This is a genomic window from Streptomyces sp. NPDC091272 (assembly GCF_044757485.1).
In the GTDB taxonomy this organism is placed as follows: Bacteria; Actinomycetota; Actinomycetes; order Streptomycetales; family Streptomycetaceae; genus Streptomyces.
Genome location: NZ_JBIVVC010000006.1, coordinates 392,237 through 407,783 on the forward strand (window position 1 = coordinate 392,237; position 15,547 = coordinate 407,783).

At 73.3% G+C, this 15,547-nt stretch carries 10 protein-coding genes and 1 pseudogene; 2 read left to right on the forward strand and 9 right to left on the reverse strand.

Going from position 1 to position 15,547, the window contains the following annotated elements:
- Positions 1-31: 31 nt before the first annotated feature.
- Complete coding sequence (locus ACIQM4_RS19835; protein WP_401593021.1) at positions 32-943, reverse strand: hypothetical protein; 912 nt, start codon at positions 941-943, stop codon at positions 32-34.
- A 592-nt stretch (positions 944-1,535) separates the two neighbouring features.
- Here ACIQM4_RS19835 and ACIQM4_RS19840 point away from each other — a divergent pair.
- Positions 1,536-2,084: a LuxR C-terminal-related transcriptional regulator gene (locus ACIQM4_RS19840; RefSeq protein ID WP_401593203.1), complete on the forward strand. Its 549-nt coding sequence runs from the start codon at positions 1,536-1,538 to the stop codon at positions 2,082-2,084.
- Positions 2,085-2,432: 348 nt separating this feature from the next.
- Here ACIQM4_RS19840 and ACIQM4_RS19845 read toward each other — a convergent pair.
- The 8 genes and pseudogenes from ACIQM4_RS19845 to ACIQM4_RS19880 all read right to left on the reverse strand — a co-directional run.
- Positions 2,433-3,554 (reverse strand): annotated as a pseudogene (locus tag ACIQM4_RS19845) (ATP-binding cassette domain-containing protein); the annotation flags it as partial.
- A 569-nt stretch (positions 3,555-4,123) separates the two neighbouring features.
- Complete coding sequence (locus ACIQM4_RS19850; protein WP_401593023.1) at positions 4,124-5,962, reverse strand: ABC transporter ATP-binding protein; 1,839 nt, start codon at positions 5,960-5,962, stop codon at positions 4,124-4,126.
- A gap of 127 nt (positions 5,963-6,089) precedes the next feature.
- A complete protein-coding gene (locus tag ACIQM4_RS19855; protein ID WP_401593025.1) occupies positions 6,090-6,224 on the reverse strand; it encodes a SapB/AmfS family lanthipeptide in 135 nt (44 codons plus the stop codon).
- A gap of 11 nt (positions 6,225-6,235) precedes the next feature.
- Positions 6,236-8,908 (reverse strand): class III lanthionine synthetase LanKC, encoded by a 2,673-nt coding sequence (lanKC, locus tag ACIQM4_RS19860; protein WP_401593027.1) that lies wholly within the window; start codon positions 8,906-8,908, stop codon positions 6,236-6,238.
- A gap of 245 nt (positions 8,909-9,153) precedes the next feature.
- Positions 9,154-10,083, reverse strand: a complete 930-nt coding sequence (locus tag ACIQM4_RS19865) for a DUF5829 family protein (RefSeq protein WP_401593205.1) — start codon at positions 10,081-10,083, stop codon at positions 9,154-9,156.
- 121 nt (positions 10,084-10,204) lie between these two features.
- On the reverse strand, positions 10,205-11,701 hold the full coding sequence (locus ACIQM4_RS19870) for a SulP family inorganic anion transporter (protein ID WP_401593029.1): 1,497 nt from the start codon (positions 11,699-11,701) through the stop codon (positions 10,205-10,207).
- A 54-nt stretch (positions 11,702-11,755) separates the two neighbouring features.
- Positions 11,756-12,430: a carbonic anhydrase gene (locus ACIQM4_RS19875; protein ID WP_401593031.1), complete on the reverse strand. Its 675-nt coding sequence runs from the start codon at positions 12,428-12,430 to the stop codon at positions 11,756-11,758.
- Positions 12,431-12,757: 327 nt separating this feature from the next.
- The gene (locus ACIQM4_RS19880) at positions 12,758-13,873 is read right to left on the reverse strand and encodes a M24 family metallopeptidase (RefSeq protein ID WP_401593033.1); all 1,116 of its coding nucleotides are present in this window, start codon (positions 13,871-13,873) and stop codon (positions 12,758-12,760) included.
- Between the two features lie 210 nt (positions 13,874-14,083).
- Here ACIQM4_RS19880 and argG point away from each other — a divergent pair, with 210 nt between their 5' ends.
- Positions 14,084-15,529, forward strand: coding sequence for an argininosuccinate synthase (gene argG / locus ACIQM4_RS19885; protein WP_401593035.1), 1,446 nt, complete (start codon positions 14,084-14,086; stop codon positions 15,527-15,529).
- Positions 15,530-15,547 lie beyond the last annotated feature (18 nt).

Genomic DNA, 15,547 nt, shown 5'->3' on the forward strand with positions numbered 1-15,547 from the left:
GCCCTTCGGGCCTCTGCGGGCCGGTGCGCCGTCAGCCGGCCGTCGGGATGCGCCTGCGCCCGGAGAGGGCCATCCGGTTCCAGGTGTGGCGCCGGCCGCGGATCGCCACCGAGTACGCGTACATGACCTCCGGGTCGCACATCCCCGGGATGTACGAGTCGCCGAAGTGGTGCGCGTCGAAGCCCGCCTCCTTCGCGTTGAGGGCGAGCTGCGGCACCACGTTGGCGTGCGCGCCCTCCTGGCTGGTGCCGATGGCGCCCATGACGACCGCCCCGGCGTCCTGCACGGCGGCGACCGCCTCGGCGGCCAGTTCCCTGGTCACACCGGGCAGCGTGCCGGGCAGCGGCATGACGACACCGTCCGCGCCCGCGTCGACGAGTGCGGTCAGCCGGGCGGTGGTGACCCGCTCCGGGTGCCCCGCGTGGTGCATCTTGCCCGACCACACGGCGGCGTCCGCGCCCACCCCGTCCCGTACCTCGGCCGTGACGCGCGCCATCGCGTCGTACGACCCGCCGGTCCCGGGGTTCGCCGTGATGCACAGCAGCGCGGCCCCCATGTCGACGAGCCGCTTCGCGTGCTCGGGCGCCGCCCGCCTGATCTCCGGCACGTCCCCCGGCTCCAGGTTGACGCCGACCGGGCAGCCGATCGTGGCGGCCAGGTCGGCGAACGAACGGAAGGTGCCGAGGCCCGGCAGCGTGAGCCGCTCACCGTCCCAGGCCCGCTCGATCAGGTTGAGCAGCACGATGTCCGCACCGAACGCGGTCATCAGCTCCGCGTTGTGCACCCCGCGCCCGTCGGGGTGCGGGGAGAGCGCGGCCCGCTCGGCGAAAACTTCGGCGATCATCGTCCGGCCCTCGGCGGCCGCCACCGCCCGGGTCAGGGCGCTGCCGCGCAGTGCGGCGAGCTGCTCGCGGTCGAGGTCAAGAATGCGCTGTTGGTCCATGACGTCCACGTTAGTGAGGCGGACCACCGGCCGGACGGACCTTCCGGCCCGTGTGGACGGGACTTGCGGCACCTTTCGGGGGCATACGGCACGAGGGGCCCGGCCCTCGGGTCGTACACCTGTCTGGGGCGCATGATGGCGCACGGTTACGGGTGATGAGCCCCCCGTGCTACCTGAGTCGGCCCGCAGGGCGTTCCTTCCTCGCCGGCCTGGGAACTGGTGTTGCCGTGCCCCACCTGGTTTCCCCGGGCCCCTCACTGGGCCCCCGGCGAAGGAGTGCAACGTGATTCGTGTCCAAGTCGCCCATTCGGCGGGTCTCTTCGGCTCGGCCCTGGTGGCCCTGCTCTGCAAGGAGGCTGACTTCGACGTCTCTTCCGGAGTCGCGGACCCCCTGACGGGGGACCCCGGCTGGGCGGAGGTCTGGGTGACGGACGCGGAGGACCTGTTACCCGCATGCGCACCCGTGCCCGCCGTGTCGCTGTCCACTCCCGCCCCGGCGTCCGCCGTCGCTGCCCCGGTCGCGCCCGGCGTGTCGGTCACACGTGCCGTGTCCGCCGCACGTGCCGCTTCCGCCGCGCGCGCCGCCGCCGCCGTGTCGGGTTCGCCCGCCGCGCGCGCCGCCGTGTCGGGATCCCCTGCCGCGCGCGCCGCCGCCGTGTCGGGGTCTGGCGCGCCCGCCGTGTCCGTCCTGGCCGCCGTGCCTGAGGCCCCGGCCGTGTCGGTGGCGGGCGGGCCCGTCGGCCACCGGATACCCAAGGGGGCCGGGCTGCTGGTACTGGCCACGGCCCACCGCCCCGGCGTACTGCGGCGCGCGTTCGACGCGGGCGCGCTCGGCTATGTCGACAAGGAGGGTTGTCCCGAGCGGTTAGCCGAGGGGATCCGTACGGTCGCGCGCGGGGAGCGGTACGTCGACGTGACCCTCGCCGTCGGTCTGCTGCGTGCCACGGAGATCCCCCTGACGCCGAGGGAGCTGGGCGTGCTCTCCATTGCCGCCGCCGGCGCCGGTGTCGAGGAGATCGCGCTCACCCTGCACCTGTCCCGGGGGACGGTGCGCAACTACCTGGCGGCGTCCATCCGTAAGACCGGGGCCCGCAACCGGGTGGACGCGATACGGATCGCGCGCGGCGCCGGCTGGCTGTGAGCGGGACCTGGAGGCAGGGCCGGGCGCGGGCACGGGGGCGGCTGCCGGGCCGGCCCCGGTGTGGACGGGAGCGCCCTCGTCCTGCCAATGGCCCGTCAGGTCACGGTAGAGCGGGGACCGTTCGATCATCTCGGAGTGTGTTCCGCAGTCCGCCCTGGTGCCGTCCAGCACCAGGACCCGGTCGGCGCGCAGCGCGGAGGACATCCGGTGCGCCACCACGACCAGTGCGCCGGGCCGGGCGGCCAGGGCCAGTTCCGCCCGTTCCTCCGACTCCTGGTCCAGGTGGCAGGTCGCCTCGTCCAGCACGAGGAGCGGGGCCGGTGACAGATGGGCGCGGGCCAGGGTGAGCAACTGTGCTTCGCCCTGGGAGAGTTCACCGGGTACGAGGGTGGCGTCGAGGCCACCGATTCTGCTGAGCAGCGGGCCCAGGTGCAGCGCGGCCACCACGTCCGCGACCTGGCGGTCCGTCGCGTCGGGCCGCAGGTGGACGAGGTTGTCGCGGACGCTCGCGGTGAAGACATACGCCTGCTGGGGGACGAGCGCACGCAGCAGGGCCAGCTCGGCGGGGGTACGGCCCCTGACCGGCCGCCCGGCGAGGAACGCCGTCCCGCGGTCGGGGGACAGCAGGCCCGCGAGTACGTTCGTCAGGGTGGACTTGCCGATGCCGCTGGGCCCCACCACGGCGAGGTGCTCCGTCGCGCCCACGGACAGATCGAGACCGTCCAGCACGGGGCGGGCGCCGGGCCCGTAGGCGAGCGTGACGCCGCGCAGTTCGGCGGCGGGAGCGGGAGCGGGGGTGGGGCCGGGAGAGGAAGTCGTGGCATCGGATGCCTTCTCTGCCCCCTCCGGGGCCGCTGCGGCCGACGGATCGTCACGGGAGTCCACGTCGCCCGACCGGTCGTCACGGGAGCCCACGTCGCCCGACCGGACGTCACGGGAGCCCACGTCACCGGACCGGTCCTCGCCGGAGTCCGCGTCGCCGGGCCGAGCGAACCTGTCCAGCACCACCAGCAGCCGGGTGCCCGCCGCGCCCAGGGCGGTCATGAGCGTGTGCAGGGCGGGCAGCAGGGACTGTACGAGGTAGGTGAGCGCACCCGTCAGCGTGCCCGCGGTGAGACCCCGGTCCAGCAGCCACGGCACGGCCAACAACAGGATGACGGGGGGCAGTTGACCGGCCACCCCGAGAGCGAGTACCCGCACGGCCGACCAGCGTGCCAGCACGCTCGCCGCCCGCTCCGCCGCCCGCGCCGCGTCGGCGCTCCGCGCACCCACCTCGCGCTGCACTCCGCAGGCCACCACGTCGCGCAGACCGGCGCCGGCCGCCCGCGTCCCGTCGGTGAACTCCTCCTCCGCGTCCAGGGCGACCCGCTGGGCGGCGGCCATCGGCCGTAGCGTCGCCAGGAACAGCCCGAGACCCAGTACCAGCGGCGGCACGGTGACCAGCAGCAACTCCGGTGCCAGCGCGAACATTCCGGCGAGCGCGCCCACCGCGGTGAACACGAACGACCGCGCCGTGAGCACCAGCCCGGCGAAGCTGTCCCGGGCGATCTCGCTCTGCTGCACGAGACGCGAGACGGCGCTGCCGGGGGTGGCGGCGCGGCCCCGGGCGGCCCCGGCGGCCGGGCCGGGTGCCACGCTGTCCCGTCCTGCGCCGGAAGGGCGCAGGGCCTGGTCCACGGCCCTGCGGACCAGTGCGTCCCTGAACGGCTCGACCAGCGCGGCGAGTTGGACGAACACCCCCTTGGCGACCGGTCCGCCCGCGAGGATCGACAGCGCCGCGAGAGCCAGCCATGCCGCACCGGTGCCCGCACTGCCCGCCAGGAAGCCCCGGTCGAGTGCCTGTGCCAGGCAGTAGCCGCCCAGGAAGGTCTGTACCGACTCCACCAGGGACCACGCGGAGATCCGCACCAGCACGGCCTTGCGCCGCGCGAAGAACCTCCGGCCGTCCCGCCGCAGCCCGGCGCGCGCCGACACGTCCTGTCCGCGTGCCGTGTCCCCGCTCCGGCCGCGACCGTGGCCGCGCACGCGCCCGCGCGCCTTCACGCCTGGTCCCCGCGTACGTCCGGACCGTCCGCGCCGGTCCCCGGGCCCCCCGGGTCCTCGGTGGCTGTCGCCCCCGCGGCGAAGAGGTCCCGGTAGGCGTCCTGCCGCCACAGTTCCCGGTGCGGGCCCACCGCCCGTACCCGGCCCTCGTCCAGCCAGACGACCAGGTCCGCGCGCGCGGCGGAGGACAGCCGGTGGGCGACGCAGAGGCGGGTGCCGGGGCCGACGTCCCGGGCCAGCGACTCCTCGACCCGCCGCTCCGTCGCCGTGTCCAGGCTGGAGGTCGCGTCGTCGAGGATCAACAGCCGTCCGGCGTGCGCGAACGCCCTTGCCAGGCCGAGTCGTTGGAGCTCACCGCCGGACAGCGGGGCGTCGGCGGGCACGGTGTCGTACCCCTGCGGAAGCAGCGTGACAAAGTCGTCGGCGCCCGCCGCGACGGCCGCCGACCGCACCTCGGCGGGCGACGCCGTGCGCGCACCCGAGGCAAGCGCGTCGGCGAGGGTGTCCCCGAAGAGCGCGGGCCGCTCGAAGGCGTACCCCACCTCGGTGCGGAGTTCCCGCCCGGTGAGTTCCCGCAGTGGCACGCCGTCCAGGAGCACGGTTCCGGCGTCCGGGTCGCACAGCCGGCCCGCGACCGCCGCCAGGGTCGACTTCCCCGCGCCGCTGCGGCCGACTACCGCCGTGGTCGTCCCACCGGGCAGCACCAGCGACACCCCTGCCAGCAGGAACTTCCCATCCTGCTGGACGTCGACACCGCGCAGCTCCAGGGATCCGGGCCCGCCGGGCGGGAGCGTACGGGTACCGGGGGCCAGGGCGGGCAGCGCGAGTACCTCGGTCAGCCGGCGGGCGGCGGTGCGGCTGCGGACCAGCGAGCCGAGCAGGCCGGCCACCGCGCCGACCCCCGCGGCGAGGGCCGCGTACCGGGAGGCGGCGAGGAGTTCGCCGACGCTCATACGGCCGGAAACCACGCCCAGGCCGCCGACCAGGACGACGGCGGTGGTCAGCAGCGGGAGCAGCACGCCGCTGCGTGCCACGGCGCTGCCGTGCACGACCCACATGCGGCGCCCCTGGTGGCCCAGTTCGGGCAGCGGAGCCAGGATCCGGGCGCGCTCGCGGTCCACGGTGCCCGCGGCCGCGATGCTCCGGGCGCCGGTCAGCGCCTCGGTCAGCAGCGACGCGAGGGAGGACTGGACCTGCTGGTAGCGGGCGATGCTGTCGGACGACCCGACGGCGAAGGCGCGCAGCACCAGCAGCAGCAGCGGCAGGCCGGCCGCGAACGCCAGCGCGCACCAGGGGTCGACGAGCGCGAGCGCGACGAGCGCGCCGACCGGGGCGATCAGTGCCGCGACCAGCCCTGCGGCGGCGCCCGGGGCGGCGCCCGCCTCGGTGGCGTTGGCGGACAGCCGGGTCGCCGTGTCGCCGGGGGAGAAGCGGGCCGCGTCCCGCGGCGCGGACCCCAGCAGCCGGGACACCCCGAGGGTGCGCAGCCAGGCCGTCGAGCGGGCCTGCGCGGTCCCGGTGAAGAAGGCCTCGGCGGCCTCCAGCAGTACTTCGGCGGCGACCAGCACGGCGCACAGCACGAGCCAGGCGCGCGCTGCCGGGTCCCGCGCGAGCAGCAGGTCAAGGGTGCGTCCGACGACGGCGGGCAGGGCGACGGCGGCGCAGGCACAGAGGGCGGAGGTGGTGAAGACCCCTGCCGCGCGGCCCTTGTTGCGCCGGGCCACGTCCCGCAGGAGCCGGTCCGCGGGCGAGGACGGGCGCCGCCGCGTGCCGTCTGCCGATGCGGGCACGCGTTCGTGTTCGCGGTCCTGGGTTTCGCGGTCCTGGGTCCTCACGAATTCCGGTCCTGGGTCCTCACGGGCGGCGTCCCACTTCCTCGTACCGACGTGTGCGGGCTCTGCGCAGCGCGGGCCCCGGGCGGGGAAGTTCCGCCCGGGGCCCGCACCTCTGACGGTGTCAGTGTCAGTTACAGGTGGTGATGCTCAGGCTGCTGTCGCCACAGAGCAGCAGGCTCGCGCGGCTGCCGCCACCCGTCTCGACATCGCCCATTGCCTCTTCCTTCGGGGTCTCCATCGACTGAAGGTCAAGAATGCTCATGACTTTTCCTCTCACTGGGGACGGTTTTCTTGCGGTACGGCCCCGGGAAGGGGCCGGCTCTGGGGCCGCCGGAAGGGCGGCAGGAAGGGCAGCTGCGCGGTCCTGCCATCGACGGTCGGCTGACCGGAGGCGGCGGCGAGTGCCAGCAGGCAACCGGCGGTGCCGGTCGCGAGGTCCATGGAAAGGCGCATCATCTGTTCGCCCGGGAAGGCGAGCCGGCCCTGGTGCGGCACGGCGTGCCAGGCGAGCGCGTCGATCTGGCGCCGTACGTCGGCGGGCCCGGTGCCGGGGCCGCCGGTCGTGGTTCGGCTCAGATGGAGCACCATGCCGGCCGCGCCCCGGAAGAGCGCGGGCTGCGCGTAGAAGGTGGCCTGTGCGGCGGCGACGATGTCCCGGCGGGCCCGCTCGAACGTGCCGTCCGGGCCCTCCGGGTCGGGCCGGTGCGCGAGGAGGTCGTCGAGCACCATGCCGATGCCGACACTGCCCGCGCCGAGGTAGGGCATCGTGCGCCAGCCCTCGTCGACCTGGAGGGTGCCGCTCGCGCCGCGTACACACCGGTCGAGATCACGGTGCAGCGCGTCGGACGCGAGGTCCAGGAAGGCGTTGTCGCCGGTGCGCTCGTACAGCCGTACGAAGAGGAGGGCGCTGCCGGAAGCCCCGTACAGGAGTCCGGCGCGTGGCGCCCTGCCGCCCGGCGCGGAACCGTGCGGCCGGGCGATCAGGTCCGCGCAGCGCAGCGCCGCCTCGTGCAGGGCGCTCTCGCCGGTCGTCGTGCCGAGCGCGTCGAGAGCGAGCCCGAGACCCGCGAGACCGCTGTGCAGGTCGGGGGAGAGGGCTTCCCACGACTGGCCGAGGGTCAGTTCGGCGAGTTCCAGTGCGCGGGCGCGGTGGCCGAGCCGGTCCAGGGTCCAGGCGATGCCGGACAGTCCGTCGTAGAAGCCGGGCGGAGTTCCGGAGTCCGGCTCCTTCGTGCGGGCGAGCAGCCACTCCTCACCCGCCGGGGACCGCCCGGCGCCGCTCTCGGCCAGCGCGTACAGCACACCGGCCGTGCCGTACCCGAAGTTCTGGCCGCCGCCCGCGGTGGCGAACTGGGCTATGTCCCCGGGGAAACAGCGGTCGTCGCGGTCCGGTGTCGCCGAGGCGAGTATCGCGCCGGCCAGGGAGTCGCGGCTGTCCGGCCAGTCACCGGGGGCGACGGGGAGATACGGTTCTGCGGCCGGTGCGGCGTACGCACCGGGCGAGGGTATGGGTGCGGCAGGGTCGCGGCATATCTCCTCGACCGCCGCCCGCAGGAAGGATTCCGCGACCGGGAACTGGCGGGCCGCGATCGTGGCCAGATGGGCGGCCTTCGCGCGGTCGAGCACCAGCAGGCTGGTCAGCGGTATGAACAGCGAGAGCCGCAGACAGGCCAGGGCGTACAGGTCGACGTCGAAACCGCGCCGGTCGGCGGGCGCCACGAACGCCGGGTTGGCGACGGTCTGCCGCCTGTTCTCGGCGGCGGGCGCGGCGGCCTCGAAGTCGAGCAGCGAGACCGACGACTCGTCCTCGGAGACCATGATGTTGAACAGGTGGAGGTCGTTGAAGACCACCCCGCGGCTGTGCACGGCGGCCACGGCCTCCGTCACCGCCGCGTGGATGCGCAGCGCCCACGCCGTGTACTCGGCCAGCCGCTCGGGCCCGGGGTCGGCCTCGATCAGCGGATGGCGGCGCGCGAAGAAGGAGTTGAGCGGCTTTCCCTCGACGAATTCGAGGACCAGGAAGTGGTGGTCGCCCACGACGAACGTGTCCAGCACCTCGGGTGTGCACCCGAGGCCCGACAGTCTTTCCAGGGCGTCCTGTTCCCGCTTCAGCCGGGTCACGGCGTCGGCACCGTCGGCCGCGAGCCCCGCGTGCGGCCTCGCCTCCTTGAGCACCACCTTGGCCCCGGTTCTGCGGTCCTTGCCGACGTACACCCCGCCGCCGTTGGAGAAGTGCAGTGCCTTCTCGACGGTGTACGGAAGGTCAGCGACGGTCGCCGACGCCCGTGCCTGGAGGTGCGGGCGCAGCCACTCGGGCGGCTCGATCCACTCCGGCACCCGGAAGGCGGGCCCGCGTACGTCAGGTACGAGCACCCCGTCGGCGTTCTCCAGGGCCGGCCGCAGCTCGCCCTGTTCGTCGTAGCAGTGCCGCAGGGTGAAGCTGCCGTACCGCAGGTACACGGGCCCCGCGCCCCAGCGCAGATCGCTCAGGATGTACGGGCCCTGCTCCCCGGCGAGGGCCGCGTCCAGGTCCGTGGCGACGGTCCTGCACTGCTCGTCGTCGACCGGGTACACGGTGAGGAACTTCCCGCTGGCCGCACGGTCCGCGTACTTGGCGTTGCGGTTGTGCAGCAGGTACCGGCTGGGTACGAACTTGAAGGCGATGGAGCGCGGCAGGCAGTACGCCATCACCCGCTCCAGCACCGTCTCCGCGTTCTCCAGGGTGGCGGACACGTGGATCTTCCACCCCTGGGAGGGCAGCGGGCTGTCCACGGGCCGCAGCGCGAGCCAGTCCCCCGACCGGTTGCGCTGCCAGCCCTCGGGCACCGGACGGGTGGCCGCCGCGTACAGGGCGCCCCTGCCGCCGTGTGCGTCGGCACTCATCCGGTGCGGCGCGTCGTAGAAGTGCCGGTCCGCGTCGCAGAACACGGCATACCCCTTGTTCACGCGCTCTCCTCCACCCTCGGACCCGCTGACGGACCGAATCTGTCATGCGGGTACGGGGGCCGGACAGTCACAGCTGTCACCATCCGACGGTGCGTAACTCACAAGTAACACAGGGGAGTTGAATGTCCCGCCGCCGGAGCGCCCGGCCCGGCGGCGGGTGGTGCGTGCCAGGTGGCGGCTGGTGGGCGCCCGGCGGCGGGTGGTGCGTGACCGGTGGCGGGTGGTGCGTGACCGGTGCTGCCGGGTCAGCCGTGCGGCCGGTCGAAGTCCCACACCGCGCCGGCGTGCGGGCCGACCGTCAGGGTCGAGAGGCCGATGCGTTCCCGGTGCCGGTGCCCGAGCGGCCGGTTGAGGGACATGCCGACCTGCCGCAGGCCCGCCCGGTCGCGCGGCACGGCGTCGAGCCGGATGGTGGTGCCGCCGCCCTGTGCGACGACGCCGCCGCGGCCCTCGGTGAGGGTGAACCCGCCCGCCCGCAGCAGCGGCACCGTGTTGGCGAGATCGCGTGCGGTGACCGCGATCCTGACCGACGTCACGTCGCGCATCAGACGGTCGCGGTAGGCGTCGGGCAGGGCGCGCTCGCGGCCGACGTCACCGGGGTACGAGGCAGGCTCGGTGAGGGAGCGCGGGTCGGCGAAGTACTCCGGCCGGTACTCCATGCCCCAGGCGCCGAAGGCGTCGTAGGCGTCCGTGGTGAACACGGCGTCGAACCACGGCACCGGGACGCCGTCGCCGAAGTCCCGGGTCTGGCGGAACTCGACCGGCCGCTCGATGCCGAGCTCCCGCAGCCGTCGGAGAACCTGCGCGAGGTCCCCGGCCTGTTCGACCGAGACGCCCATCCCGCCCGCGCCGAACGTGGCGTCCTGGCCGGGCAGGTCGCCCACCCCGAACACCTCTAGATAGGTCTCGCGGCCCAGCAGGTAGCGGCCCTTCCAGGTCTGGCCGTCGCTGCCGGTGGTGGTGCGGACCTGGAAGTTGGCGAACTCGCGCAGATAGGCGGAGTGTTCGACCGCGTCGGCCGTGGCGCGGTCGAACACTCCGTAGGCGTGGTTGTAGAACAGCGACTGGCGCTGTCCGGTGGTCCGCCGACGGCCTCCGGCGGACGGCGCGGCCACCGCGCCGCTCTGCGCGGCTGTGGTGAGGCCGGTGAGGACGGCGGCGGGAACGAGGGTCATTCGGAGCACTTGGCGTCGTAACATGCGAGGCATCGTAGAGCGCGCCGGGCCGATGTGCCGTGCCCGTTCCGGCCGGATTCGCGAGGGCCCGCGACGCCTCGCCGGCGCGGCCCGCCCGCGCTCACTGCCGCGTGACCCGGACCGCTTCCACGCCCCTGTCGTTGTGCCGTACCGCCCAGTTCTCCAGCGTCGTACGGCACGCGTGGTCCAGGTGGTGCACGGTGGTCAGGTCGAGCTCTATGGGGCGGTCCTTGGGCAGTGCCTCCAGCGTCTCCAGGAGGCGGGGCAGCCGCAGGAAGGTGGCGTTCCCGGTGAGGGTCACGACGAGCCTTCCGCCGGTCAGCTCGCGTACCTCCACGTGGGCGTGCGAGGTGTCCCAGGCGCTCTTGACGACCGCGAGGGCCAGGCCGATGAGGACTCCCTCGAACATGTTGGTCACCAGGATGGCGACCGCGGTCACCACCAGTACGAGTGCCTCACCCCGGTGGGCGCGGGCGAGCGGGACGATCTCCTTGACGGGCAGCAGCTTGCAGCCGGCGTGCACCAGGACGCCGGCGAGCGCGGCCAGCGGGATGAGGCCGAGCGCGGCGGGCAGCAGCACGGCGAACAGCAGCAGCCACCCGCCGTGCGCGACCCGCGAGAGCGGGGTGCGGGCGCCCGCCCGGACGTTGGCGGAACTGCGCACGATGACCGCGGTCATCGGCAGCGCCCCGAGAGCGCCGCACACCGTGTTGCCGACGCCCTGGGCGACGAGCTCCTTGTCGTAGTGCGTGCGTGGCCCGTCGTGCATCCGGTCCACGGCCGCCGCGCTGAACAGCGACTCGGCGGAGGCGATCAGGGTGAACGCCAGGACGGTGCCGAGCACGGCGATGCCGCCCAGCGCCGCGAAGTCGTCCGCGCCCGGCGGCTGCACCGCCTCGAACAGCCCTTTCACGGTCACGGTCGCCACGTCGAGGCGCAGCCCCGCGGCCACGGCGGTCACCAGGGCGACGGCGGCCAGCGGAGCCGGCACCTTGCGTACGGAGGCGGGCAGCTTCGGCCAGAGCACCAGCACGGCGATCGTGCCGAGCCCGAGGGCCGCCGCGGTGAGCGCCGTGGTGGAGGAGAGCGTGTCGGCGACGAGCCCCGGCAACCCGGTGATCTTTTCGGTGCCGGACAGCGGCTGCGCGGCCCCGGCCATGCTGTACAGCTGGCCGAGGATCAGTACGAGACCGATGCCGGCGAGCATTCCCTGCACCACGGAGACCGAGATGGCACGGAACCACCGGCCGCAGCGCAGCAGTCCGAGCGCGATCTGCAGCACGCCGGTGAGCAGCACGATCGCCCCGAGCATGCCGAGCCCGAACTCCCGCACCGCCTCGAAGACGAGCACGGTGAGACCGGCGGCGGGGCCGCTCACCTGAAGGGCGCTGCCCGGCAGGAGACCGACGACCAGCCCGCCGACGATGCCGGTGACCAGGCCGAGTTCGGCGGGGACGCCGGAGGCGACCGCCACGCCGACGCACAGCGGCAGGGCGACGAGGAAGACGACCAGGGAGGCGAGCAGGTCCTGACGCAGGACGCCCGGTGAGCGCAGTGCCTGGAAGGGTTCACGGAAGGAGGGCGGAAGGGAGCGCATGAGGGTGGGTTTCCTGTCCTGGAGAGCGAGCCGGTCGGCAGGGAGCGGCGGCTCTCACAGCGGCCCGAACGCAGGCCGCACACCTGCCGGTCGGGCCCCTTCGCCCGGCGCGTGGGCCGGCGGAGGCTGCTCGGACGGCGGGCGGTGGGCCAGGACGGCCCCGGTGTGCACCTCGTAGTACCACGCGTGCAGGGTGAGCGAACCGTCCGCTGTCCGCTCCCGCACGCAGGGGTAGCCGCGCAGCCTCTCCAACTGCGCGAGCGCGTGTGCCTGTACGGCCTCGGCGACATCCGCCGACGTGGGTGCGAGGGACCGCACGGCGGCGTCGGGCGCGACGGAGTGCTCCAGCCAGTCCCGCACCGCGGGTATGGCGGACAGGTCGTCGCCGCGGACCAGGGCGCCGACCGCGCCGCAGTGGGAGTGTCCGCAGACGACGATGTCGCGGACCCCGAGCACGCACACCGCGTACTCGACGGTGGCGGCCTCGCCCGCGGGTTCGGCCCCGGGGCCCGGGTAGGGCGGTACGACGTTGCCCGCCGTACGGAGTTCGAAGAGTTCACCGGGGCGTGCCCCGGTGATGAGCGCCGGGACGACGCGCGAGTCGGAACAGGTGATGAAGAGGGCGTCGGGCGACTGCCCGGCGCCCAGGGCCCGGAAGGCCGCGGCGTTCTGGGGGTCCGCCACATGTGTGGTGGCGAACGAACGGGCGTTGTCGATCAGAGACTTCAAGGTGGCCTGCCTCCTGCGCCGCTCGGCGTGGGGCCGGGACGCGGTGTGGTCGGGTCGATGGTCGCGAGGGGGCGGCGTGGGGTCCTCCGGTGACCGGTGGGCCGCGCCGCCCCGCACACAGCCTGGACGGCTGCCGTGTCTCTCACTTTGCCATCTCATTAACCTCTGATGACAGAGCAAATTCCTGCCAAAGATTGAGTAATAACCGCCGTTGACCTGGGAGTTGGTCCAGCAATCAACCGTTGGTCAGGGGTTTACGTGCAGATTTCGTGGTGGGGTCCGGACATTCCGTTCGCATGCCGTTCGGGTGCTCGACCGGTGGCCGCGTCACGGCAGGACCCGCAGCTCACGGCTCGTCAGGTTGAGCCGCTCGCCGCCGTGCTCGCCGCACACCACGATGTCCTCGATCCGTGCCCCGTACTTCCCTTCGAGATAGATCCCCGGCTCCACGGAGAAGGCCATGCCGGGCTCCAGCACCACCGGCGAACCGGACACGATGTACGGCTCCTCGTGCGTGTCGAGGCCGATGCCGTGCCCGGTGCGGTGGATGAAGTGCGCACCGAACCCCGCAGCGGTGATCGGGTCCCGGCCGACCGCGTCCAGCTCGCCCGAGGTGAGGCCGGGGCGCACCGCGTCCGTCTGCGCGCACTGGGCGGCCAGCAGCACCTCGTACAGGCGCAGGAACTCCGGCGACGGCTCGCCGACCACGTACGTACGGGTGGAGTCCGAGCAGTAGCCGTCCGCCGTGGTGCCGCCGATGTCGACCACCACGGGATCACCGTGCTCCACCACCCGGTCGGACAGCTCGTGGTGCGGGCTCGCGCTGTTCGGCCCGGACCCGACGATGACGAAGTCGGTCCGGACGTGCCCCTCGTCGAGGATCGCCGCGGCGATGTCCCTGCCCACCTCGCGTTCGCTGCGCCCGGCCCGCAGCCACTCGCCCATCCGCGAGTGCACCCGGTCGATGGCGGCCCCCGCCCGCCGCAGGGCCTCGACCTCGGCGGGCACCTTGCGCGTCCGCAGCGCGCCGAGCACCTGCCCGGCCAGTTCCTGGCGCGCCTCGGGCAGCGCCTCGCGGAAGGCGGCGGCCTTCTCGGCCCACATGTGGTTGTCCACGGCGACCGCGGCGACGGTGTGCGGCAGCCGGGCGGCGATCAGTGCGTACGGGTCCTCGCTCTCGCCCCAGCCGACGATCTCGATGCCGAGGTCCCCGGCGGGGGAGGCGAGCGCGGCGGGCCGTTCCAGCGCGGGCACCACGAGGAAGGCGTCCCGGGAGGCGGGCAGGACGAGACAGGTGAGGCGCTCCAGCGGAAGCGCGTCGTACCCGGTGAGGAAACGCAGATCCGCGCCGGGACCGACGAGGAGGGCATCGAGTCCGGCGGCTGCCGCGGCCTTGGCGGCCCGGTCGAGCCGGTCGGCCGTGTAGAGGGGGTGAGCGGACAAGGGAAGCTCCTCCGTGGTGGGTCCTGGGCGGCCGGGACGGGCCGACGGCCACCCTGCTGCCGAATTCGGTCGCTCAAGGGTCTCCGACAGGACACCGGACACAAGGGTCGGGCGCTCCGAAGCCGTGGACCGATCCGTGGTGCGATGGTGCGGTGTGCGGGTTGACGGAACCGCTTTGCATGACCATGCGATGTCATGCATACTCTTCCTATGTCTAAGGTCCTCACCTCCCTCCCCGCCGGCGAGCGCGTCGGCATCGCCTTCTCGGGCGGCCTCGATACCTCCGTCGCGGTCGCGTGGATGCGCGACAAGGGTGCCGTCCCGTGCACCTACACCGCCGACATCGGCCAGTACGACGAGCCCGACATCGACTCGGTGCCGGGCCGCGCGAAGGCGTACGGCGCCGAGATCGCGCGCCTGGTCGACTGCCGTGCGGCGCTGGTCGAGGAGGGGCTCGCGGCCCTCACCTGCGGAGCGTTCCACATCCGCTCCGGCGGGCGCGCCTACTTCAACACCACACCGCTGGGCCGCGCCGTCACCGGCACCCTCCTGGTGCGGGCGATGCTGGAGGACGACGTCCAGATCTGGGGCGACGGGTCGACCTTCAAGGGCAACGACATCGAGCGGTTCTACCGGTACGGGCTGCTCGCCAACCCGCACCTGCGGATCTACAAGCCCTGGCTGGACGCCGACTTCGTGACCGAGCTCGGCGGCCGCAAGGAGATGTCCGAGTGGCTGCTCGCCCACGAGCTGCCCTACCGCGACAGCACCGAGAAGGCGTACTCCACCGACGCCAACATCTGGGGCGCCACACACGAGGCCAAGACCCTGGAGCACCTGGATACCGGCGTCGAGACCGTCGACCCGATCATGGGCGTCCGGTTCTGGGACCCGTCCGTCGAGATCCTCACCGAGGACGTGACCATCGGCTTCGACCAGGGCCGCCCGGTCACGGTCAACGGGAAGGAGTTCGACTCACCCGTCGATCTGGTGATGGAGGCGAACGCCATCGGCGGCCGCCACGGCATGGGCATGTCGGACCAGATCGAGAACCGCATCATCGAGGCCAAGAGCCGCGGCATCTACGAGGCCCCCGGCATGGCCCTCCTGCACGCCGCGTACGAGCGCCTCGTCAACGCCATCCACAACGAGGACACCCTCGCCCAGTACCACAACGAGGGCCGGCGCCTCGGCCGCCTCATGTACGAGGGCCGCTGGCTGGACCCGCAGGCGCTGATGGTCCGCGAGTCGCTCCAGCGCTGGGTCGGCGCGGCCGTCACCGGCGAGGTCACCCTGCGGCTGCGGCGCGGCGAGGACTACTCGATCCTCGACACCACGGGCCCGGCCTTCTCGTACCACCCGGACAAGCTGTCCATGGAACGCACCGAGGACTCCGCGTTCGGGCCGGTGGACCGGATCGGCCAGCTCACCATGCGCAACCTCGACATCGCCGACTCCCGCGCCAAGCTGGAGCAGTACGCAGGCCTCGGTCTGATCGGCACCGCCAACCCGTCGATCGGTGCGGCCCAGGCCGCGGCGACCGGACTGATCGGCTCCATGCCGGAGGGCGGCGCCCAGGCGATCGCCTCTCGCGGCGAGGTCTCGGGCGACGACGAGATGCTGGACCGCGCGGCGATGGAGTTCGGCACGGACTAGTCCGGGCAGACGGACCGA